This is a genomic window from Chloroflexus sp. (assembly GCF_034431535.1).
Classification (GTDB): Bacteria; Chloroflexota; Chloroflexia; order Chloroflexales; family Chloroflexaceae; genus Chloroflexus.
On record NZ_DAOUDC010000009.1, the window covers coordinates 1 to 21,989 of the forward strand.

16 protein-coding genes are annotated in these 21,989 nt (G+C 59.5%); 3 read left to right on the forward strand and 13 right to left on the reverse strand.

The annotated features are described in order from the left end of the window. Positions 1-233: 233 nt before the first annotated feature. Positions 234-2,075 carry a VanW family protein gene (locus U9R61_RS01455; protein WP_322487052.1) on the reverse strand — a complete coding sequence of 614 codons (1,842 nt, stop codon included), beginning with the start codon at positions 2,073-2,075 and terminating at the stop codon, positions 234-236. Positions 2,076-2,350: 275 nt separating this feature from the next. Beyond that, entirely contained in the window at positions 2,351-4,918 is a 2,568-nt protein-coding gene (locus U9R61_RS01460; protein WP_322487053.1) for a GAF domain-containing protein, read from the reverse strand. Between the two features lie 156 nt (positions 4,919-5,074). On the opposite strand from U9R61_RS01460, the gene U9R61_RS01465 reads away from it, so the two are divergent. Next, entirely contained in the window at positions 5,075-5,638 is a 564-nt protein-coding gene (locus U9R61_RS01465) for a disulfide oxidoreductase (RefSeq protein ID WP_322487054.1), read from the forward strand. Between the two features lie 483 nt (positions 5,639-6,121). Further along, on the forward strand, positions 6,122-7,984 hold the full coding sequence (gene glmS / locus U9R61_RS01470; protein ID WP_322487055.1) for a glutamine--fructose-6-phosphate transaminase (isomerizing): 1,863 nt from the start codon (positions 6,122-6,124) through the stop codon (positions 7,982-7,984). 54 nt (positions 7,985-8,038) lie between these two features. Here glmS and U9R61_RS01475 read toward each other — a convergent pair whose 3' ends face one another. The 8 genes from U9R61_RS01475 to U9R61_RS01510 all read right to left on the reverse strand — a co-directional run bounded on the left by U9R61_RS01475 (position 8,039) and on the right by U9R61_RS01510 (position 16,461). Beyond that, the gene (locus U9R61_RS01475) at positions 8,039-9,379 is read right to left on the reverse strand and encodes a DUF4129 domain-containing protein (protein ID WP_322487056.1); all 1,341 of its coding nucleotides are present in this window, start codon (positions 9,377-9,379) and stop codon (positions 8,039-8,041) included. An 83-nt stretch (positions 9,380-9,462) separates the two neighbouring features. Beyond that, positions 9,463-9,627, reverse strand: a complete 165-nt coding sequence (gene rpmG, locus U9R61_RS01480) for a 50S ribosomal protein L33 (protein ID WP_066788233.1) — start codon at positions 9,625-9,627, stop codon at positions 9,463-9,465. Between the two features lie 128 nt (positions 9,628-9,755). Beyond that, complete coding sequence (locus tag U9R61_RS01485) at positions 9,756-10,928, reverse strand: ArsA family ATPase (protein ID WP_322487057.1); 1,173 nt, start codon at positions 10,926-10,928, stop codon at positions 9,756-9,758. A gap of 71 nt (positions 10,929-10,999) precedes the next feature. Further along, positions 11,000-11,383: an FmdB family zinc ribbon protein gene (locus U9R61_RS01490; protein ID WP_066788244.1), complete on the reverse strand. Its 384-nt coding sequence runs from the start codon at positions 11,381-11,383 to the stop codon at positions 11,000-11,002. A gap of 265 nt (positions 11,384-11,648) precedes the next feature. Next, on the reverse strand, positions 11,649-12,953 hold the full coding sequence (locus tag U9R61_RS01495) for a pyrimidine-nucleoside phosphorylase (protein WP_322487058.1): 1,305 nt from the start codon (positions 12,951-12,953) through the stop codon (positions 11,649-11,651). Positions 12,954-12,986: 33 nt separating this feature from the next. Then, on the reverse strand, positions 12,987-14,615 hold the full coding sequence (locus U9R61_RS01500; RefSeq protein WP_322487059.1) for an NAD(P)H-hydrate dehydratase: 1,629 nt from the start codon (positions 14,613-14,615) through the stop codon (positions 12,987-12,989). Positions 14,616-14,640: 25 nt separating this feature from the next. Further along, on the reverse strand, positions 14,641-15,057 hold the full coding sequence (acpS, locus tag U9R61_RS01505) for a holo-ACP synthase (RefSeq protein WP_322487060.1): 417 nt from the start codon (positions 15,055-15,057) through the stop codon (positions 14,641-14,643). Positions 15,058-15,063: 6 nt separating this feature from the next. Further along, the gene (locus tag U9R61_RS01510; RefSeq protein ID WP_322487061.1) at positions 15,064-16,461 is read right to left on the reverse strand and encodes a hypothetical protein; all 1,398 of its coding nucleotides are present in this window, start codon (positions 16,459-16,461) and stop codon (positions 15,064-15,066) included. Between the two features lie 196 nt (positions 16,462-16,657). Between U9R61_RS01510 and lexA the strand changes: the two genes are divergently transcribed. After that, positions 16,658-17,308, forward strand: a complete 651-nt coding sequence (gene lexA, locus U9R61_RS01515) for a transcriptional repressor LexA (RefSeq protein ID WP_416208805.1) — start codon at positions 16,658-16,660, stop codon at positions 17,306-17,308. Between the two features lie 178 nt (positions 17,309-17,486). Here lexA and U9R61_RS01520 read toward each other — a convergent pair whose 3' ends face one another. The 3 genes from U9R61_RS01520 to U9R61_RS01530 form a co-directional block, all read right to left on the reverse strand. Beyond that, the gene (locus U9R61_RS01520; protein ID WP_322487063.1) at positions 17,487-18,575 is read right to left on the reverse strand and encodes an ABC transporter permease; all 1,089 of its coding nucleotides are present in this window, start codon (positions 18,573-18,575) and stop codon (positions 17,487-17,489) included. 106 nt (positions 18,576-18,681) lie between these two features. Next, entirely contained in the window at positions 18,682-19,644 is a 963-nt protein-coding gene (locus tag U9R61_RS01525) for an ABC transporter ATP-binding protein (protein ID WP_322487064.1), read from the reverse strand. Continuing rightward, positions 19,641-21,983, reverse strand: a complete 2,343-nt coding sequence (locus tag U9R61_RS01530) for a hypothetical protein (RefSeq protein WP_322487065.1) — start codon at positions 21,981-21,983, stop codon at positions 19,641-19,643. Before U9R61_RS01530 ends, U9R61_RS01525 begins: the two co-directional genes overlap by 4 nt. Positions 21,984-21,989: the final 6 nt, after the last annotated feature.

Sequence of the window (21,989 nt, forward strand, 5' to 3'; positions counted from 1 at the left end):
GCCGTCGCTTGGGGCGCCAGATGCGATGATCGTTCACGAGCACCCCGCGCGTCGCATTGGAGCGAGAGCCCGGTTTCGTGGCGCTCGTAGCACATGAACCGTGTTGAACGACAAGGGGTATCCCCGAACCGGCGCGCCGTTGGTTCGCATAGCGGCGCTTCATGCCACCGCGAAAGCGTGTGGGCTTTCGCGTCACGGTTTCTGTAAGGGCGACCCTGATAGTCGACCTTACTTTAACCCGTCGCATCCTGCACGGGTTCAGCCGGCGCCGGTTCTGGCGTAGGAGTCGGCAGCGGTTTGCCATCGGGGCCGAGGTCAGCCGGATTATACTCAAAGATATCGGGCCATGGCTTGAAGCGCGTGACAAACTCGCGCCGTTCGATCTCTTTCTCATCAGGGCCTAGCACAATCCGGGTAAAGAGAATATCCATCCCGCCGCGAGCCTTGTCACTCTGGCGCGGCTGGCCGACGGGACGATCCGGCACTGCCACATAGACCGGCTCGGTCGGGGCTGGTGTGCGGTTGGTAATCACCGGCCCTTCCAGCAAGACTTTCCGGCCGGTATCAGGGCCATAGAGCCTGACTTCGGCCAAGTTACGCCGGGTATCCACCAGTGTCTGCATCAAAATCCAGCCACCGGTATCGTTGAGGAACTTCAAATCGGGACCGCCGGTAAAGATCGTCGCATCCATCCCCGGCCCGTCGCCATAAGGACCAAAGCCATACCGATCGTACCAGTTGATGTAAAACGAATGCCCCCAGCGCTCGGTGATCGGCAAACCAGCCCAAAACGCAGCGCGGAACACCGTCGTACTATCTTGGCAAATCCCGCCGCCCCACTCCAACTGAGTGCGATTCTGAATAATCGCGTATCCCTCAACAAAGCCGTTTGAGCCATCAATCCGGCCAATGGTCTGATTGAACGAAAACTCTTCGCCGGGAGCAATGAGCACCCCGTGCAGCAAGCGCATACCGGCTTGAATATTGGTCACGCGGTACGGCGCCGAGCCGGTAAAGTCGCTCCGCCCAACCCCAATCAGGGTCGTAAGGCCCAATTGATCGAGGTTCGCTGCGTTGATCGGCGGCGGGATCTCGCGGAAGCTGACCGCTACGGTGCGCTGGTCAGCCGGCTTGGTCAAGGCTGCCAACACTGCTTCGAGCGCCTGCGCTTCATCAATCCGCCGCCCCGGTTTGCCCTCTTGGAAAATTTCGAGCCGGCCATCATTCCAATTTAAGCGCGGATAGGTGCCTTTCACCTCGGTTGAATCGCCGAGCGCGCTCAATCGTTCTATGATCATCTCGCGATCGATGCTCACGGCCAACCGGTCACCGGCCGGATCGGCCACGCGCTCCACCCTGATCATACGGGCCAATTCATCGAGCGACCACACAAACGGCCGGTTATCAACCAGCAGGGTAATTGGCCCGGCTAGCATCGCTGCGATCTGATCTTGGGCTACAAACGCCGCATCATCGCGCAACGCCGGTTCGAGTGTGCGCGTGCGCAAGGCTACCGTGTCGGAGTTTAAATCCTGAATGGCGGCGAGTATCTCGTGGAGCGTTTCAGTCACCAGCACTTGGCGACCAGCCGCACTTGGTTCCACCTGCACCGTGGTGCCATTCAGCACCAACCGGGCATCAACCGCTGGTCGTTCGACTTCGGCAACCCGCGCCAGCAGGTAACGCTGCATAGCCTCTTGATCGATCGAAAGCCTGAGCGGCAGCTCAACCCCATACTGCCACACGGCCCCGATCTGTTGCAGATTGGTGAAGAGATTATTGCCCCGGCCAACAGCCAGTGCGGCATCCAGCGCTTCATCAATCTCGAGCGTCACCCCTAATTCAGCGAGGGTCGGCGTCCACGAACGGCCGCTGTACGTCAAGACCACCGGTTGGGCCAGAAAGGGGGCAAACGTCGCCTCGATCGCAGCGCGGGCATCATCCCGAGTCAGATTGCCCACCGGCACGCCACGCACGCTGATATTGGGCAAAATACGGCCCGCATAGCTCTGTTCCAGATAGACGAGCGTGCCGGCAACAAGACCAACGCTGCCAAGCAGCATCAGCAACAGCACCCACCATCCACGCTGCGACCGACGCCGTGTTCGCCGAACTGAGCTATGCTGCTCCGCCGGCTGTGGCACGGTCTGATCTGGACAATCAACTGCGCCGGGCAACGACGGCACAAATGTATCATCTGCCGGGCGAACGTGAGCTGGATTGAAAGGCTGCGAATGCTGGGCCGACACCAGAACCTCCTCACCACCACATATTTTGTCTGACAATTTACTATACCGTTGCAAGAGCGGCATGTCAATAAATCAAAGCTGACAAATAGCTGGCGTTTAGTTCAAGACAACGGCATCTCGCGCATCCGGATCAGCCGTTGTACCAACGCAAGCAGCGCCTCGGCCCGGAATGGCTTTTGCAGCGTGGCTACTACCGGCACATCCCCTAACTGGCTCGCATCAACTGGGTAGCCACTGATCAAGGCCAGCGGAATGCGCGCATCACGCGTCGTGATCCGGCGACAGAGATCATACCCGTCGGTATCGGACAGCGTCAGGTCAATCAGCGCGCATGCAATCTCACCACCGCACCCCACGAGTTGGAGCGCTTCACTACCGCTGGATACCGCTTTGACCTGATACCCGGCATGCACCAGCATCCGTTCGATCAACGATCGCACTTCATCGTTATCATCGATCACCAGCACCAACGGCCCTGCATCGCTTTCGGCAGAGAACGGGGTGTGTTCCGTTACTGTAGCCGGCTGCGGCGCAAGCCAAACGCTAAAGGCGCTGCCGCTGCCGAGCTGGCTTTCAACCTCTAATGCCCCGCCATGCCGGCGAACAATGTTGAGCACACCCGCTAGGCCGAGGCCATGGCCATGCGCTTTGGTGGTAACGAAGGGATCAAAAATGCGCTGGCGAATCGCCGGATCAATCCCAACCCCGTTATCGCGCACTACCATCACCACGTACTCGCCGGGTAATAACTGTTGTAGTGGTATTAAGCGATGGGATGTATCGGTGTCAAGTGTGCGCTGCCGGGTCTGAATCCAAATCCAGCCGCTGCGCTCTGGCAACGCTTCATAGGCATTCATCACCAGATTCATTAACACCTGCCGGAGTTGCACCGGATCAGCCATAACGTCCGGTAACTCCGGCGCCAAATCAAGCCGCACTTCCACCTGTGATCCCAGCGACGACTGTAACATCGGTAAGGTTGCTTCAATCAATTGATTGATTTGCAGAGTCTGGATCTGTAGGCGATCTTCGCCGGCAAAATTCAACAGTTGATGCGCCAAATCACCGGCTTGGTGGGCAGCGCTTAACAGGTGGTGCAGACTCTGCCAGGCAAATGATTCAGTGGTGTATGCCGTCTGCAACAGATGAGCATTGCCAATGATAATATTGATCAGATTATTGAAGTCGTGGGCAATCCCGCTCGCCATCACCCCCATACTCTCTAACCGCTCGATCGCTTGCAACCGCCGCTCATAGTTCAACAGTGCGATCGACTGTTCGCGCTGTTCAGTCAAATCTTGGCACACCAGCAAGAGCTCAGCAACGTCGCCATTCAACTGCCACCGGCACGTGATCGTCCAGAATAACCACCGCTTATGCCCCTGCACCGCCAGCATCGTTTCAAACGAACGGCTACTGCCGCTGCTCATCACCTCGCGCACCAGCGCCGCAAACAATGGCCGTTCCGCCTCCGACAGCAACGCAGACGGATAATCAGATCCGATCATCTCGCCGCGGGTGCGGCCAAAGACCTGCTCGGCCATACGGTTGAATTCGGTGATGCGCAAATTGGGGCTGAGGCAGATAATCACGTTGCCAGCCAATTCGATCAATGAGCGAAATCGCTCAAAGGTTTCGAGCATACGGGCAAAAAGAAACGAGTTTATTAACGCGACACTGACTTGGTCAGCGAGCAGCGATAACAAGAAAAAATCTTCATCATCAAGCGGGGGATTGCCAGTTGACTCAACAATAATCACGCCGGCCGGAATGCCCTCAGCGTAACGCAAGGGCACAATTATGCACTGGGTCGTGCCCGGCCACACCTCAATAAAATCGGGATCAAGGCTGGCATCGCGCACAAACTCGGCCTTACCAGTGCGCAGAACTCGCCCCGCCACACCTTCGTGCAATTGAATTTTTTGCAACACCTGATCATAGCCAACGACGGATTGCAAACGCAATGCGCCATCTTGCAATAAATAAATGCTGACCAACTGATACCCAAACACTGAATGTAATTGGCGCACCACGAGTTGGCAGAGCATCTCGGTTTGCAACACCGAATTGACGAGGCCGGCCACCCGCTGCACCAGCAGCAATTGGTTGAGCCGGCGTTTCATGGTGCGATACAGGACGACATTTTCTACCGCCAGCGCCATGCGCTGGGCCAATTCCGTCGCAAACTCAATATCGGCTGGCGTAAAGCGGCGGCCCGATGCGTCGGTGAAATTCAAAACCAATACCCCATTGACCTGATCGCGCGCCCGCATTGGCACGCAAAGCAGATGGCGGGGCCGGACTTGCATTATCACGTCGCGGTACGCTGGCGAAAACGCCGGTTGTGCGCTGTACTCATCGGGAAGATCGGCCAGCAACACCAGTTGCCCGCTCCGCAGCACTTGGGCCGGGGCAGAGGCTGGATCAACTAACGGATCGGCTTGGACAAGCTGATCGGCGAGCGGCTGTTGGCGGGGATCGGCGCAGGCCATCGCAACTCGGCGCGCCTGCTGATGTTCGTCGCGAATGATGATTGCGCACCAATCGCCCAATAGTGGCACTAACCGGTGGGCAACCTGTTGAAACGCCTCAAGTTGGTCGAATGAGACGAACAAGACGCCTACGTCGGCAAGCAAACGGGTTTGTGCCGCGGTCCAGCGTTTATCCATGTGATCACGCCGAATGTATGTAGTAATACATCAACAACCCGCTCGCTACATCGCAATATTATTTTTTAGTATACACTTGCTTAAGCGCCGCTTCAAGCAATATCTCGTGATACAATGCAAATGATTCATAAACTAAATGAGGTGGAGCACGACGTTATGGAACGCGCCCAATCGATGCCGATAACCACTGCGACAACAAAGCTTGGCTTGCTTGATTGGTTGAGCCTGAGTTGCCGGCATATCGCCTTACTCACTGCGATGACTGCAACCGCCGGCAGTCTCTTTTTTAGTGAAGTCTTACGCTGGATTCCGTGCGAATTGTGTTGGTATCAGCGGATTTTGATGTACCCGCTGGTTGTGATTCTCTTTGTCGGGATTTGGCGTGATGATCGCAAAGTCTACCTCTATGCGCTGCCGTTAGCGCTGGCTGGTATCGCCGTCTCGCTCTACCATTACCTGATGGTGATGCTGATTATTCCCCCCGCCCCCTGCGCCGGCGCGGTGCCTTGCGCGTTCGATTACATCAATATTCCCGGCGCGCTGAGCTTTGTGAAGATTCCGTTTCTGGCGCTGGTAGCCTTTAGCATCATTAGCGTGATGATGGCTAATCTGGCGCTGGCCGAAACGCCGCCAGCCTGTGGCCGCCCTGCCCGTATCACGGCTACATTGATCGTCATCGGTACCGCCGCGCTCTTTATCGGCTTGGGGATGATGATCTAATCGTTAGCCCCGCCATAAGCAAACTGTCATTACCCAACTGCCCGGAGTGTGGTATACTCCGGGCATCAATACTAACTGGCTAGGGCTGCGCGGGGGCGCAGCCGGGAGGGTATCGCACACCACGGATTGAGACGATGAAGCGCATGGGCTTCGCCTACCGGCGAAGTTGACGAGGACGGAGGTTCCCGGCGCGAGCCGGAGCTAACGGGCGTGAGCCGCCCGGAACATCGAGCGATCAGCGGAAGCCTCCCCGGTGCAGGGCGCCACCGGCGAGCCGATGGGGTAACACCTCCCGGTGACGGGCAAGGGCAGAGCCGTCGGCAGCGAACCACCACATGCTTTTTCCCCCAAAACCCGATCTGAATATCCTGTCCAAGCTGCTTGACCGCAGACGCTTGCTCACGCTTTCTGCTGAACCCTATGCAGCAGTAGGCTGTGCGCCTGCTGGCTGGCGCTGCCATGATATTGTTAGGAGTTCTCAGTATGTGCGGTATTGTTGGGTATATTGGGCCTCGCGAAGCGACCACCGTTGTGATCAATGGCTTGCAACGGCTTGAATATCGCGGTTACGATTCCGCCGGTATCGCGATCTATGACCCTGACCTCGGTCTGCAATTGCGTCGCAGCGTCGGCAAGCTGAGCAATTTGCAGCAGCGACTGGCCGCCGAACCAACGCACGGCCAGATCGGGATCGGCCATACCCGTTGGGCCACCCACGGCGGCGTGACCGAGATCAACGCTCACCCCCACCGTGACGCCAGCGGCGCGATTGTCGTCATCCAAAATGGTATTGTCGAGAATTATCTCAGCCTCAAGGGACGGTTGCTCGAACTTGGCTACCAGTTTGAGTCGCAAACCGACACCGAAGTGATTGCGAAGCTGATCGGCCACTACTACCGCGATAGCCGCGATCTAGTCACGGCGGTGCGCCAGACGCTCAGCGAGCTGCGCGGCGGCAATGCGATTGTGGCCTTCTCAATCCACGAACCTGATACGCTGGTAGCGGCGCGGCTTGGCAATGCTGGCGGCGTGGCGATCGGCCTCGGTGAGGATGAACAGTTTGTCGCCTCGGATATTCCGGCCATCCTCGACTACACCCGTACCTTGATCTTCCTCGAAGATCGCGATGTCGCCGTCGTGCGCCGCCACAGTGTCACGCTCACCCGGCTTGACGGCACCCCGGTCGAGCGCCCCACCCACACGATTGCGTGGGATCCGGTGGCAGCGGCCAAGGGCGATTATCGCCACTTTATGCAGAAGGAGATTGCCGAGCAGCCACGCGCGCTGATGGATGCGCTGCGCGGGCGGATCGACCAAGAGCAAGGCCGGATCGAATTAGAGGATCTGCGCCTGAGCGATGACGATCTGCGCCGGGTGCGCCGGATCTACGCTACCGCCTGCGGTACGGCGTGGCATGCGGCGCTGGTGGCGAAATTTTTGATTGAGAATCTCGCCGGGGTGCGGGTTGAAGTCGATTACGCCAGCGAGTTCCGGTATCGCGGGCCGATCTTGCAGAGTGATGGTGAGCGCGACGCTTTATTGCTGGCGTTCACCCAAAGCGGCGAGACAGTTGATACGCTGGCGGCGATGGAAGAGGCACGCGCGCAGGGCGCGCCGAGCGTGGCGATTGTCAACGCGATCGGCAGCCAAGCGGCCCGGGTGGCTGACGGCGGCCCGATTTATCTCCATGCCGGCCCTGAGATTGGGGTCGCTTCGACCAAAGCCTTTACCTCGATGCTGGTCGTTGCTTACTTGTTCGCGCTGCGACTAGCGCAAGCGCGAGGAACGCTCACACCGGCCCAGATCCGCGAGCATATTCAGGCGTTGATCGAGCTGCCCGGCAAGGCGGCGCAGACGATCGAGCTGGCGACGCCAATCTGCATTGAGCTGGCCGAACGTTATCACCGTGCCGGCAACGCGCTCTTCCTTGGCCGCCAGATCAACTATCCGATCGCGCTTGAGGGTGCGCTCAAGTTGAAAGAGATTAGCTACATCCACGCCGAGGGCTACCCGGCGGGCGAGATGAAACACGGCCCGATCGCGCTGATCGACGAGAACATGCCGGTAATCTGCATTGCGCCTCGTGACCACATCTACGAAAAGATGATCAGCAACGTCGAGCAGGTGCGCGCCCGCCACGGGCAGGTGATCGCGATCGGTCACGCCGGCGATGCACTGCTGGCCGAAAAGGCCAATCACATGATCGGCGTCCCCACAACCCTGCCGCTCTTGCAGCCGGTGCTGAACGTGATCCCGTTGCAAATCTTCGCTTATCACGTTGCGGTGCTGCGCGGGTGCGACGTCGATCAACCGCGTAACCTCGCGAAAAGCGTGACGGTGGAATAACAAAGGCGGCAAGGGGCGCCCTGCCGTGCGGGGGTGCCCTGCCGTGCGCCCCTACTACGACGGACGTACCGTTTGGGCGGCTTGTTCGGCGATGGCGGCCTCGGTTGGATCGACGCCGGCGGGTTGATAACGCGCTCGCTCGTAGATAGCGGTAAGCTCGGCAAACGGCGCGGGGTCGGGCAAGGTGGGGGCTACCGTCGCATACCACTCGGCGGGTGTCTGCGCCGGAGGCCGGCGTAAACCGCGCTCCTCCAGCGCTAGCAGCGCCTGAATATAAGCGCGGCGTACTCGCGTCACCGGGTCGGCGCCGCGCAAAGCCGCCAGCGCCGCTTGCAAGCCGCTCAACCGGCGCTGAAACGGATTGCGCAGCGCGCCGAGCAGATCGCGCACATCGGCCAGCAGACTTTGGCCGATATCGAGCGACTCGCGCTCTTCATCCGTTTCAACCCGGCGCGCGCGCCGCCGCCACCAGACCAGCAAGACCAGCAACACTGCCAGCGGGATCAACGCCAGCCAGAAGGTTGCCTGCTGCGCCAAGGCGATCACCGTCTCGACGGCGGCATCGTCGATCGGCGCCGTATCGGTCACCGGCGGCGGTTCAGGGCGGAGGTTCATCTGGGCCAGCGCCTGCCCCAACAGCGCCAAGAGCACCCGGATCAGATCACCAAAGATTACGGTGAACAGATAAACTAGCGCCGCTCCAATCAGCGCCAACGGCAAGAGCAAGAAACGCAGCAGGTTGACCACGCCATCGAGCGCCGCCTCACCGCTGAGCAGCGCGGTCAATGCTGCACCAATCGCCAACACGCCGCCGATCACCCCCAAGAGCAAGAGCGTCCAGCGCAGATCGAACACCCGCGCGCGATCAGCCGCCGTTTCGACGAGGTGGGCTAGCGCCAGCGATCCTAAGCCTGAGCCGATCGCGACTGCCACATACGCCTTTAACAGATCATCGGGCAAGGCAGCGCCGGCGCGCAGCAGCGGGCCAACCAGCAGCGATGCGATCACGGCAACCATCCCTCTGCCGGCAAGGGTGAGAATGGTGGCGCTATCGTGGCTCTCCAACCCCGCTCCCCGCCATGTCAGAAAAAACGCAACCAGCGTCGCCACGTATGCCAGACCACTTTGCGGTTGGCCCGGCAGCAAGGCTAGCCACAGCGCCAGCAGATCGCCGCCAACCACCAGCCACAGCAAGCCGGTAGCGGCAAGCAGCGGCGCCAGCGCTAGCGGCACATAGTGGAACGGACGGTGCAGACAGCGCGCCGCGCCATCGGCCAGCCAACCGAGCAGTACGGCACCAAACAACCCCGGCCACGGCAATGCTAGCGTAGCCAGCGCCAGCAACGGCAACGCGACCAGTGTCGTTTCAAAAGCGGCAAGGAGAACAATACGCAACAGGCGGATCATGCACTTAAACTGAAACATGTATGGGCAGAGCGCTGCTCTGCCCAGCTTGTTCGCAGAGCGCTGCTCTGCCCCTACTTGGTCTCGCGGTACACCACGTGACGGCGGACAATCGGATCATACTTGCGCAACTCGAGGCGGCTCGGATCGTTGCGCCGGTTCTTCTCGGTCGTATAGGTATGGCCGCTCTCGGTGCTCTTCAGCTTGATCACGATGCGGTTACCCTTCTTGCTGGCCATAGCGATCCCTCTTCCCAGAACTACACACGAAATTGCGCCCTTGGGGCGCACTAGCGGTTAGTATACCATATCAACGGAATGCGAGCAACTTACACCGCGGCGTACAGGGTAGCGACGCTAACCCCCTCCTACGCTGCCGCCTCGCGCCGGAAAATCACCCGGAGCGACGAATCCTCGAAGAAGGCATCTTGGGCGCGCAAACGGGCCAACGATTGCGGCAAGACGATGCGATGGCGGTGCCAGCCGACCGAAATCAGCAGCTCGTCATCGCTCTGAGCCAGATGGACTTGATCCTCAGAAGCAAACGGCAGCGGCACGATCAAATCGTAGCCATCGGGAGTCTTTTCCAGCCGTTGGGTGGGGCCTTGATAGAGGAAAGCCGCCGGATCGTACTTGCCAAAGAGGTGGTCGGCCAACTGCGAAAGCAACTCAACCCCGACAATCTCTTGCGAGAAGTGGGGCGCGCGCAAGATTGGCAACGGCTCGAACATCTCCTCGACCATCGGCGCGTATTGCTGCTGCATCGCCCGCCACTGGCCAAAGTGAGCATCCACTTCGGGCGGCAGAATCCGGTTGACGACAATCCCATCAACCGCATAGCCGAACAGGCTGAGGTAGGTCAGCGAACGTTGCGCCTCGCGGATCACCATCTTTTCGAGGTTCATCACGATCCGCGCCGTGCAAATCTGCTGGTTCGTCAGCAACTGGCGCACATCGATCAGGGCATCGATCGCCTGCTGCGCCGACGCCAGCACATCGTCATCGGCGATCGGCATATCGGTCACGCGCCGCGCCACCGGACGCACCACCCGCAGCAGCGCCCGCGCAATCGGGAAGAGGCGGGCAATCCACCACCGCATCACATCGGGCAGTGACAGCAAACGCAGCGTCTCGCCGGTAGGAGCGGCATCGACTACGATCACGTCGTACTTGCCTTCATCGTAATGGCGCTTAATCTGAAGCAGGCTGAAGAGTTCTTCGGTGCCGGGAATGACCGACAGCTCGCCTTGGGCGATCGTTTCGACCCCCTGCCACGCAAGCAGATCGGCTAAATAGCGTGACACCACCCCCCAGCTCGATTCAAGCTCGTGGAGGGCGTTAATCTCTTGCGCCCACAGATTCGGCGCCACCTGAATCGGTTCGGCGCGCAAATCAACCCCGAGCGAATCGCCCAGCGAGTGGGCCGCATCGGTCGAGAGCACGATAGTCCGATACCCAAGTTGGGCGCAGCGGAGGGCGCTAGCCGCTGCCACACTGGTTTTGCCAACGCCGCCCTTGCCGGTGTAGAAGAGGATGCGCATACTCGACCGTTCATTCTAGAATCGACTTTGCTTTATAATACCGTTAGATTGTCTTGTATGCAAATGGACAATCACGCCCAACCGAGATCATCAGGCTTCGCTGGCGAACGACCCTCCTCATCGTCCTGTTTGCCGCTCAGCTCCTCTTCGAGCATCTGATCGACCATCTCATCCCAATCTTCGCCGGCGTCTTCGCCTAACTCCTTGCCCAAGCGCTTGGCCCAACGGGCAATCGAACGCGGATCGCTCTCGTCTAACCCCATAAAGTTGGATGGATCGGCTAACGACTCGATCCGGTCATCTTCCGACTTCAGGGTAGCAAAGCGCGAAATGGCGCGGCGAACCTCGGTATTGCCGCAACGCGGGCAAGCCAAGCCGGGTGGATCGCTAAAGCCGCGCACTAACTTTTGGAATTGGCCATTGCAGGCCGGGCAGAAATATTCATAGATCGGCATAGCCAACCTCGTGATGGTAGATTCTTATGTCATCGCGAGCCGCAGGCGGCGCAGCAATCTCCTTCTCTAAGCGGGAGAGATGCGTACAGGCATACTTCCCGTAGAAGCAGGGGATTGCTTCGGGCACTCCGCACCCTCGCAATGACATGCTGGTTTGTCATTGCCCGCCGCTGTCCGCTTGTCATTGCGAGCCAAAACGGTACTCGACAAACTGGTAAAATTATATCCTGTCCCGGTTTCAAACATCTGTTGCTAAGCCATAACCTTAGCGAATAATCTCTTCAACCAACGGCAATGGCGGCGGCGGTGCGTTATGAATAGTATAGGCGGTGCGCAACTGATCAGCAACTGCCTCGACATCGCTCTGGCGCGCTGCATGAATGGTGAGGAGCGGATCGCCGGCAGCAACGCGCGTTCCCACCTTCGCCCGCAAGACCAACCCAACCGCGTGATCGATCGTATCTTCTTTACGTGACCGGCCACCGCCGAGTGCATTTACTGCCAAGCCCAAGGCCTGCCCATCAATAGCGGTAACAAACCCAGCCCGTGGCGCCGGCAGCTCGACCTGCACCGGCGCCGTGGGCAATCGCTCCGGTTCGTCAATCACCGCTGGATCGCCACCCTGATTGACCACCATGGCCCGAAACTTCGCCCACGCCGCGCCACCGTGCAACGCTTCTGCGAGCATTGTCCGCGCTGCATCAGCATCAGCCCACACCCCGGCCATCTGCACCAGCTCGCTGCCTAAGACCAGACACAACTCGACCAGATCGTCTGGCCCCGTCCCGCGCAGCGCCGCGACAGCTTCGCGCACTTCGAGCGCATTGCCAACCGAAAAGCCGAGCGGTTGCTGCATACTGCTGAGCACAGCGGCTACCTTCCGCCCGGCGTGGCGGCCAATCGCCACCATAGTCTGGGCCAGCCGGCGCGCATCGTCGAGCGTGCGCATAAATGCGCCTTGCCCGTATTTGACATCAAGCACAATGCAATCAGCTCCAGCCGCCAGCTTCTTGCTCATCACACTGGCGGCGATCAACGGGATCGACTCAACCGTAGCGGTCACGTCGCGCAAAGCGTAGAGTTTCTTATCCGCCGGGGCCAAATCGCCGCTCTGCGCGGCAACGACCAAGCCCAACTCGCGCACGGCGCGGCGAAACTCTTCGGCGCTCAGGTTAGTGCGAAAGCCGGGAATACTCTCTAATTTATCAATAGTGCCGCCGCTAAACCCTAGGCCGCGCCCGCTCATCTTGGCTACCGGCAACCCCACCGCCGCCACCAACGGCGCCAGCACCAGCGTGGTCTTATCACCAACACCGCCGGTCGAATGTTTATCGACAATCAGCGGAGCAATATCGTGCAGATCGAGCATATCGCCGCTGCGGGCCATGGCCATCGTCAGATCAGCCGTCTCGCGATCGTCCATGCCACGTAGCACAATCGCCATCGCTAGCGCCGCCATCTGATAGTCGGGAATCTCACCGGCAGCATATCCTTTGACAACCCAATCAATTTCAGCCTTCGTCAATGCTCTGCCGTCACGTTTGGCGGCAATAATATCAACTATACGCATCGCGGCCATTCCTTTCCCACCTTGTGCAATACTTCAGCCTGCGCGCAACTCGCGGATCGCCTGTGGCACCAATGGTAACAGATCGCCAGCCACCACGCCGGCATCACCCATGGCGGCGCGGGCCTTGTCCCCGGCAGCACCATGCAGATAGACACCCAACGCCGCAGCCGCAAGTGGCGCGCAGCCCTGCGCCATCAAGCCGGCGATAAGACCGGCCAGCACATCGCCCGAACCGGCGGTCGCCAAGGCCGGATTAGCGCCATCGTGAATCAGAGTATGGCCATCGGGCGCCGCGATCACCGTTGTCGCCCCCTTGAGCACCACCGTCTGCCGCCAGCGTTGGGCCGCCTCCGCCGCCACCGCCACCGCATCCGGCGGCAACTCGGTCACGCCAAGCAACCGGCGCATCTCGCCGGGGTGAGGCGTCAGCACGCACCGTTCGGGAGATAACCGCTCGAACCAACCGCTAGCGCTCGCCAATAGATTGAGGCCATCGGCATCGATCACCGTCGGCGGCAATTCGACAGTTTTCTGCGGCAAATGAGCTATCGCATCCCCCACCGCTACAAACCCCACCCGCGCCCGGCTGCGCACCTGATCGAGACCAAACAGACGCAACACCAACTGGCGGGTTGCCTCAGCTTGGCCCAAGCCCGGCCCGATCAACAACGCCTGATAACGCGTCAAATCGTCGGCCAGCTCATCGATCGCCGCCGGCCCGATCGCCCCCCAATCTCCTTCGGCCACCGGCAGCAACGTCACTTCCGGCGGAACTTTGGCCAGCGCCAACACATTCCGCCCGGTCGCCAAGGTAACGAGACCGGTGCCCGAACGCTGCGCACCGGCGCAGGCCAACACCGCGGCGCCGGGATAATTGATCGAACCGGCTAGCACCAGCACCTTGCCAAACACGCCCTTGTGCGCATCAGCCGGACGCGCCGGCAGAAATGCGCGGGCCTGCGTTGCCGTTAATAATTCACTCATCGTCAAAGCCTCATCTAAAGATCCCAGACCAATCGGCGCTACCACTATCATGCCGGCATAGCCCCGTCCGGGCCAGAGCAACAATCCCCGCTTGAGCAAACCGGTCGCCACCGTCAGATCGGCCCGGATGGCGATGGTTGCCACTTGCCCATCATCGGCAGCCACACCACTCGGCAGATCGATCGCCACAACGCGCAGATCAGCGCGCTGCGCACGGGCAGTGTTGGCAGCGGCAATGATCGCGGCCAGATCGTCTGCCGGCGGGCGAGCGCCGGTGCCGAGCAGACCATCGATCACCAACGTCGCTTCGGCAAGCATAGCCCTTAGCAACGCCCCATCCGCATCATCAGCCGCGTGTACTTCACGGATGCCGCGTGCGCGGCATATCAGCAGGTTATCATCAACCCGGTTGCGCCGCCAGCAATAGAGCGTCATCTGCGCGCCGGCATCGGCCAAATGGCGAGCGGCAACCAGCGCATCACCACCGTTGTTGCCGGGGCCAACCAGCGCCAGCACTGTGCGCCCATCCAACGGCGCGAAATGAGCAAGCGCAGCCTCTGCCACCCCAGTACCGGCCCGCTCCATCAATACGGCCCAATCACTGCCGGCAGCCACCGCCGCTTCCTCGGCGGCGCGCATCAGGGCCGCTGTCACCACGAACGGCGAAACAGATTCCATGCGCCACTCTACCTCACAGGTCTCGCTACAAACCCCATGCGACCACGCTAGCCAGCGCCAAATCACCGGTATGCGACAGGCTCACTGCCAGCGTTGCAATCCGCAGGTCAGCCGCCGTCTGCGCCGCGATCCCTGTCAGCCGTAACACAGGCCGGCCCGCCGCCTCACGCACAACCTCAATCTCAAGCAACCCGGCGCGCGGACGATCGGCAACGGCTAGCGCGCCTAACCCACGCAATCCAATTCCTAGCGCCTTGGCACACGCTTCCTTGGCTGCCCACCGCGCCGCCAGCGCCTCGAAACGCAGCGTACCATCAACGGACACACAATCGGCCTGCTCGGCGGCAGTATAGACGCGAGCAAGAAAGCGCTGACCATAACGCAGCGCCGCTTGCCGGATTCGCGCCACTTCAACCAAATCAATGCCGTGATAGAGCCTCATCTTGCGTTATTGCGTCCCGACCAACGACACATCGACGACCCGCGCATCGTAATCATGCCCATTGGCATAAATTTCAACGCTGCGCAAATAGCGGTAATCGGGCAACCATCCCTCATCGCGCAAATCAACCCGGAAGCGCGTCCACGTTGCTGGATCAACCCGCTGATAATAGACGCCATCGGCGCGCACCCGCAAATCCTGATCACTAGCTGCCGTATAGAGACACACCACCCGCTCTTCGTCAGGATCAGTGGGACTACTGCGGCGGGCCACAATCCGGATCATAATCGGGCATTCGGTACCGCGATCGCCGGCGGCCAATAATGACTGATAATCAATCCGTCCCCAGAGTGAAAAGACCAGCGAGCGGAACTCGGACACATCAACCCCGGCGCCATTCACTCCCAACGACTGGCGAATACTGGTCACAAACCCGTTGACTTGCCCGCCCGTCCGGTAAAACCACGCCGCGGTACGCCGGTCTTCCGGCGGGCAGTTGAGCGCCGGATTCGGCGGCCGGCAAATCATCGCCAACCGGAAAAAGCCTCGTTGGGGCAGCGGCAGATTCGGCGTCCCTGAGACTTGCCATGTCGTCGCGCGCGGCAAGGTCGGATCATCGGCGCGAGTGGTATTGTTATATTCCGCCTCGGAAAAGAGGGAAAACCCACCATCACGGATCAACTCCCAGCGCGCCGGCACCGGCAGACCGGGCAAGCCGGCTGGATCGACCTCAACGCGCTGGCCGGCAGCTAACCGCACCGGTTGGCCAACGGCCCCATTGACGACCGCACTGCCGGTACGCACCGCAATATCGGCGATCAGTGCGGGCCGGCCATCGCTGCGGATAACGCGCCGTTCCGGCGGGTATAGGCTAATGCTATAACTGCCGCCGGGAGTGAACTCGACCCGTGCATCTCCAACCAATACGGTAAAGCGCACCGTTTGAAACGGCTGATCGGCACGCAAGTCGTACCGCACATACCCACCGGTTTGCTCAAGCGTAACTTGCAACGCGCCGCTATACCAGCGGGTGGTGCGCAATTCGATCAAGCGCAATTCTGCGTCAGCCCACAAATCGAGCTGGCTGCCTTCAAAGAGACGCAACGAGGCCACTTGCCCATACCCGGCATTCGGCAAGGCGCGCAATCCATCGCCTTCGCCAAGCTCTTGCTGATCGCGCGTACCCTGAAAGATCGTCCGGCCTGCCGGCTGCCAGACAATACTCTCATTCAGACTCCGCACGACCAATGTCGCCTTCTGCGTATCAGTCGCCGCAAGGTACCACTGTCGCACACTCAATGCTACCAGCGTGACAAGAGTCAAAAACAACCCCAGAAACATAAACAGCGTCAGCCACGCAATACGTAGGGTGCGGCGTTGAGCAACTAATCGATCATCTGGCACAGTTGTTGTTCCCATACTGTGCATTATACTCGAAGCGACCTGCCTACCAGCAAGCGGCCTCATACCAGCCGGATCGCAAAAACTTGAACAAACGTACTTGACAAAACAAGTGTTCGGAAGCTATAATTGCTACATCAGTTCTAGTTTTGTCTGCCGCAGTCCGCCGGGGCCGCGGCCTAATGAAAGGATAGCGGCCATGAGAAGACGCGAGATGTCTGATCGACAAGCGGATATTTACGAATACATCGTCAACTTCATCAAAGCGCGCGGCATCTCGCCATCGATCCGTGATATTCAGCACGATCTGAACATCTCATCAACCTCGGTCGTTTCCTACAATCTCGATGTGCTTGAAAAGTTGGGCAAGATCGTGCGCAACGACAAGATCTCGCGCGGGATCAGCATTCCGGGTTTGTCACCGGCGCTGTTGAGCCAAGAGATTGGGCGCGTGCCCTTGCTTGGTACTATTACCGCCGGTTCGCCCCTGCCCGACCCCGAAGAGATTGACCACAGCCGCGCCGAGCAGATCGTGGTCCCGGCCGATGTGGTGCCACCCACCCGTCTCGACGGGGTCTATGCGCTGAAGGTGCGCGGCCAATCAATGATCGATGCGCTGATCGACGATGGCGATATTGTGTTGCTTCGCCGGCAAGAGACAGCCGAGAACGGGCAGATGGTCGCGGCATGGTTAATCGACGAAAACGCGGTCACGCTCAAGAAGTTTTATCGCGAAGATGGCCGCATTCGCCTCCAACCGGCCAATTCAACGATGCAGCCGATCTACACCTCACCCAATAATGTGCGCATCCAAGGTCGTGTGATCGGTGTGTTGCGCAGTCTGGTGTAGCAGCCTGCCCCTAATGGAAAGCCGCACGGCAATGCGGCTCTAAAACGGTGGTGTAGCTTATCACTGTGAGCGCAGACGCGGCGCACACTGGTAGATCCAAGAGTATGTCAGGGCGGGTGGTATATGTATGGGCGGGTTTGAAACCCGCCCGTACGTCATCCTATCTCGACCGCATCCACTACGGCACCGGCGCTGGATTGACCGGCACCGGCATTGGCACCGGATCGACCGGCATCAGCCACGGATCCACCGGCGGTACAATCCACCACCAATCGATCCGCACCCACATCAACAGCGCAATCGCCCCCACCGCCGCCACAAATCCTACATCGCTCCAGCGTGGTCGCCAGCGCCGCGCCGGTAAGGCAAGGTGTGAGCTGAGCCAGAGCAACACAAAGGTTCCCAGCCAGAAACCCAACAAGGTGGCCCGATAGACCGGCATGAGCACTGGCCCCTCCGGCACATACCGGATAATGCCGACACTAAACTGTGACAAGAAGGGCACAACCATAAAGGGATCGTTCACACTGAAAAACGGCACATCGGGTTGCAAGGCGGCTGGAGTCACGGTTGTCACCGCTACAATTGCGCTAAACGGATTGAGATAGAGCAGCCACGGCGGCGGGCTTTGCCCCATCGGGTTGCTAAATTGCGGCCAAATTGACGCAACCAGCAACGGCACCCCGCACAAGATCAGCACCAGCGTATAACTCGCAATTGTTGCCGGCGTCGTCTGGCCAAACAGCGATGAACAGAAGAGCCCGATCGTGCCGAAAAAGAGCGCGGCGCTGCCTAATAGCAACACCACCCAAATCAACGTGCGCAGCTCGATCCCGCCAAAGATTAACACCGTGCTAAACACCGGAATGGAAGCCACAATCAACAACAAGAGATAGCTGAGCGCGCCAATCAGCTTGCCCGCCAGCAGTTGGCCGGGTTTGAGCGGAGTGGCGAGCAGCATATCATAGGTCAACCGTTCCCGCTCACTGCTGATCGCGCCGCTGGTGAGGATCGGCGCCACCAAGACGATAAAGAGCATCTCAGTGAACGCTAAACCCTTAAAGAGCGACTGCCCAATGTGTGAGCTGAGCACCACCATGCCAGTGCGGGCCTGAAACACCATATACTGGTAGATGCTAAACGCACTGAGGATCAGCAGTAATAAAAAGGCGGTCAGGATCAGATACGGGCGAAACCCACGCATGCGTGTGCGAGCTTCCCGCACCAGTATCGGATTGAGCAGTGGCCGACGAATGTGGGTTGCCATAGGCATTCTCACTGGTAGCTATTATGACAAGCGCCCCAAGGGCAGCGATGACGTTACCGTCTGCCAGCGGTGCAAAGTGGTACTGCCGGCATCCTTACCCCCGGCTTCAACCGTTAGTTTGGCCCGTGGTGGCCGTTAAGCGCAAGAAGAGTTCTTCGAGATTTTCGCTGCGTGCGCTGAATTCGCTGACCGCGACGCCGGCATTGACCAATTCAGCGAGGATCGCGGCGCATTGCTCTTCATTGAGCGGCTCGCTGAAGTCGATGATCAACGCCCGCGGATCGGCGGCGGCAGCGCCGGCGGCGCTCACTAGCGGGTGGCGTTGCAGCAGCGCCAACGCCAAAACCACATCATTCGCGCGGGCAATGCGCAACCGCGCCCGCGCGCCGGTCGCTAACTGCTGCTGCACCTCGGCCAGTGGCCCGCTGATGATCATCCGTCCGTGATCGATAATCCCGATCGCATCGCATACCTCGGCTAATTCACTGAGAATGTGCGAGCTGAGCATAATCGTCTTGCCCATATCGCGCAAGGTGCGCAGCAGTTCGCGCAACTCCACCCGCGCCCGCGGATCAAGCCCGCTGGCCGGTTCATCAAGCAACAAGACCGGTGGATCATGCACCAGTGCATGGGCCAGACAGAGCCGCTGCTGCATGCCGCGCGATAGTGTCTGCACAAAGGCATCACGTTTGCTGGCCAGATCGACCAGATCGAGCAACTCATCAACCACCTGCCGCAGCCGCGCGCCGCGCAAGCCGTAACAACGGGCAAAGAAGTCGAGGTATTCCCACACCCGCAGATCGTCGTAGACCCCAAAGAAGTCAGGCATATAGCCTACCAGCCGTTGCGCGGCGCGCGTCGTCAACCGCTCGCCCAGCAGGCGCACCTCGCCTTTGGTGGGGGACAACAAGCCAGCCAAAATGCGCAGCGTGGTGGTCTTGCCGGCGCCGTTGGGGCCAATAAAGCCGTAGATGCAGCCCTGTTCTACTCGCAAGTTGAGCCGGTCGAGCGCAACCAGCTTTTTGTTGTAGCGGTGCGTAAGATCAATCGTCTCGATCGCCAGCGTCATGGCATTCGCCCCTGTATGACCGGATCAACATAGACACACGAAAAGCTCTGACCTTGATCGAGCCGTTGCAGACGAACCCGCATTACACCATTAACGTTGAGAAAGCGCGCCGGTTGTTCAACGCCAACGGACAGGTTTTGCATCATCGGATCAATCGATAGCGCCTCCCACTGGCCCTGCACCCAATCGTACACTTCGATCTGGCCATTCCAGAAGGCATCGGAACGGATATCAAACTGCAAACTATTGACTTGCAAGCCCTGTAACGATCGCGGCAAGGTAAAGCGTATCACCGCCGGTTGCAGATCCGGCACCAACCCGACTTGATCACCAGTGTAGCACGGACTATTCATATTCCCCATCTGCTCGAACGCAGCAGCAAAGCCATTGCGCAGCGTGAACTCGCCTGAGATCTGGAGCTGGGCAATACCGCGCACCAGTGCCAGTCCCTGCATCGTTGCATGTCGATCCACTGGTTCGAGCTGCGCTCTTTGGTCGCTGTACCAACCTAGCACCAGCGGCTGCGCACCGCGCGTGCCCGTGCCATACCCATACAACGCATCAAGGATGCGGCCACGCAGTTGCAACGCCGGCTGAATCGGTTGGCTCATCCGCCCGCTCTCTTCAAATTTCGGGCCATAGATGAGATAACCAAGCATGACACCTTCAAAAGCATGCTTAGGCCGCTCGAGCTGCACCGTGCGTTGCTCTCCCGGCATGAGGGTCTCGATCAGCGTGAGGTAATCGTTATACACGACGGCGACCTCTTCCAAGGTTTGGGAACCGCGATTCGCCACCTCACCCAAAACCTGATCACCGTTGACCGTAATCCAAGCCGAAAGACCGGGTGAAGGTACGATTCGGTCAACCATCACGGCTTGCAACGACCATTGCGCCACATTCAACCCTTCCACTACCTGACCATCAGACGCTATCTGCACATAGCGGCCATTAACCGGCGGCTCCGGACTCCACGGCCCCTGCACGGTAATTGGACGCACCAACGGCGCTTCACCAACCGCGCGCAACCGGTAGGTTGAACGATCAGGCGAAAAGATGCCAATAAAATCACGCTCGCGCGCCAAGCCCGGCTCAACAGCATCGATCAACGCGATTTGGCTGACGATCACATCGCCGCCGCGCAGGTTGAAGCCAGCGCCATAGGCAGTTGCGGCAAAGATCACCGTGATCGCCGGCACCACCACCCAACCGAGCGCCAGCCGATCGAGCCGGCGCAAAACGAGGTAGGTAACCGGCCCTACCACGATGAGATAGCAGCCGAGCAGCAAGGCCAGCAGGTTTATGGACGGCAGATCAAGCACCGGCAAGCTCGTCAATGCATTCGCCAGATTCTCTTCGATAAAAGCTGCATAGAGCTTTGTGCCGAAACCCATTCCTGACGGAACAAATGCAGGTGGCGGTAAGATGGATTGCCAGAGTTCGCGCCAACCGGGCCAATTGATCAATTCCGGCGTCGCCAGATCGAATGCAATCACAATGACATTGCCATCACCGTACCGTTGGCCAAAGGCCACCGGCGTTGGGCTATCAAGCAATGGCAGAGTAAGTGGATAAACGCGATCCGGCTCATTATTCCGCGGCGTTAACTCAAGTGGCGTGAGCAGCGGATCGCTCAGCGATGGCAAGAGGTTGCCCGGCGTAACCGGGATCAGTTCAGGCGGTAACAGAGCTAATGTGCGATTGATACCAGCGTCACCGTTGACAATCAGCGTGCCGCCGCGCAACACCCATGCTTGCAAGGCGCTGCGCTGCGCCGGCGCCAATTCAGCGGCTGCGACATCGGTCAGGATCAGCGCATCAAACGGCGATAAGCCTAACCCCTCCGCCGGAATATCGGCCAGCGCAAACGATACACTCGTGACTTTTATCCCATCGGCCAGTTGGGCCGGGAGGCGCACGCTCCGCTCGCCAACAACACCCACCAACAATCCTTCACTGACCGGTTGCAAGCGCGTTGATGCGGTGGCGATCTCTTCATCATTGACCAATGCGCGCACCCCCAACTGGCGCGGCGCCCCCTGTATATGGATATAGAGCGTCAATCCTTTGCGACTACCGCCGGGTAAATCGATGATGGCACTGTGGAACGGCCCCTTCGGAGTGCCGGCCACAATTTCCACTGTGCGATCAACCCCATTGTTAGCCACCTCGATCACAACCGGCAGCCATGTGCCTGAGCGCGCAAAGCCTTGAAATGCGGGCCGCACGGTCAGCGTCACATCGGCATTCTGGGCAGCCGCCGGCACCAGCCACGCCGGCCCTATCACCGCCAGAACCATCACCACCACGAGCCAACGCCACGCACGCTTGGTCTGCATGCGGTA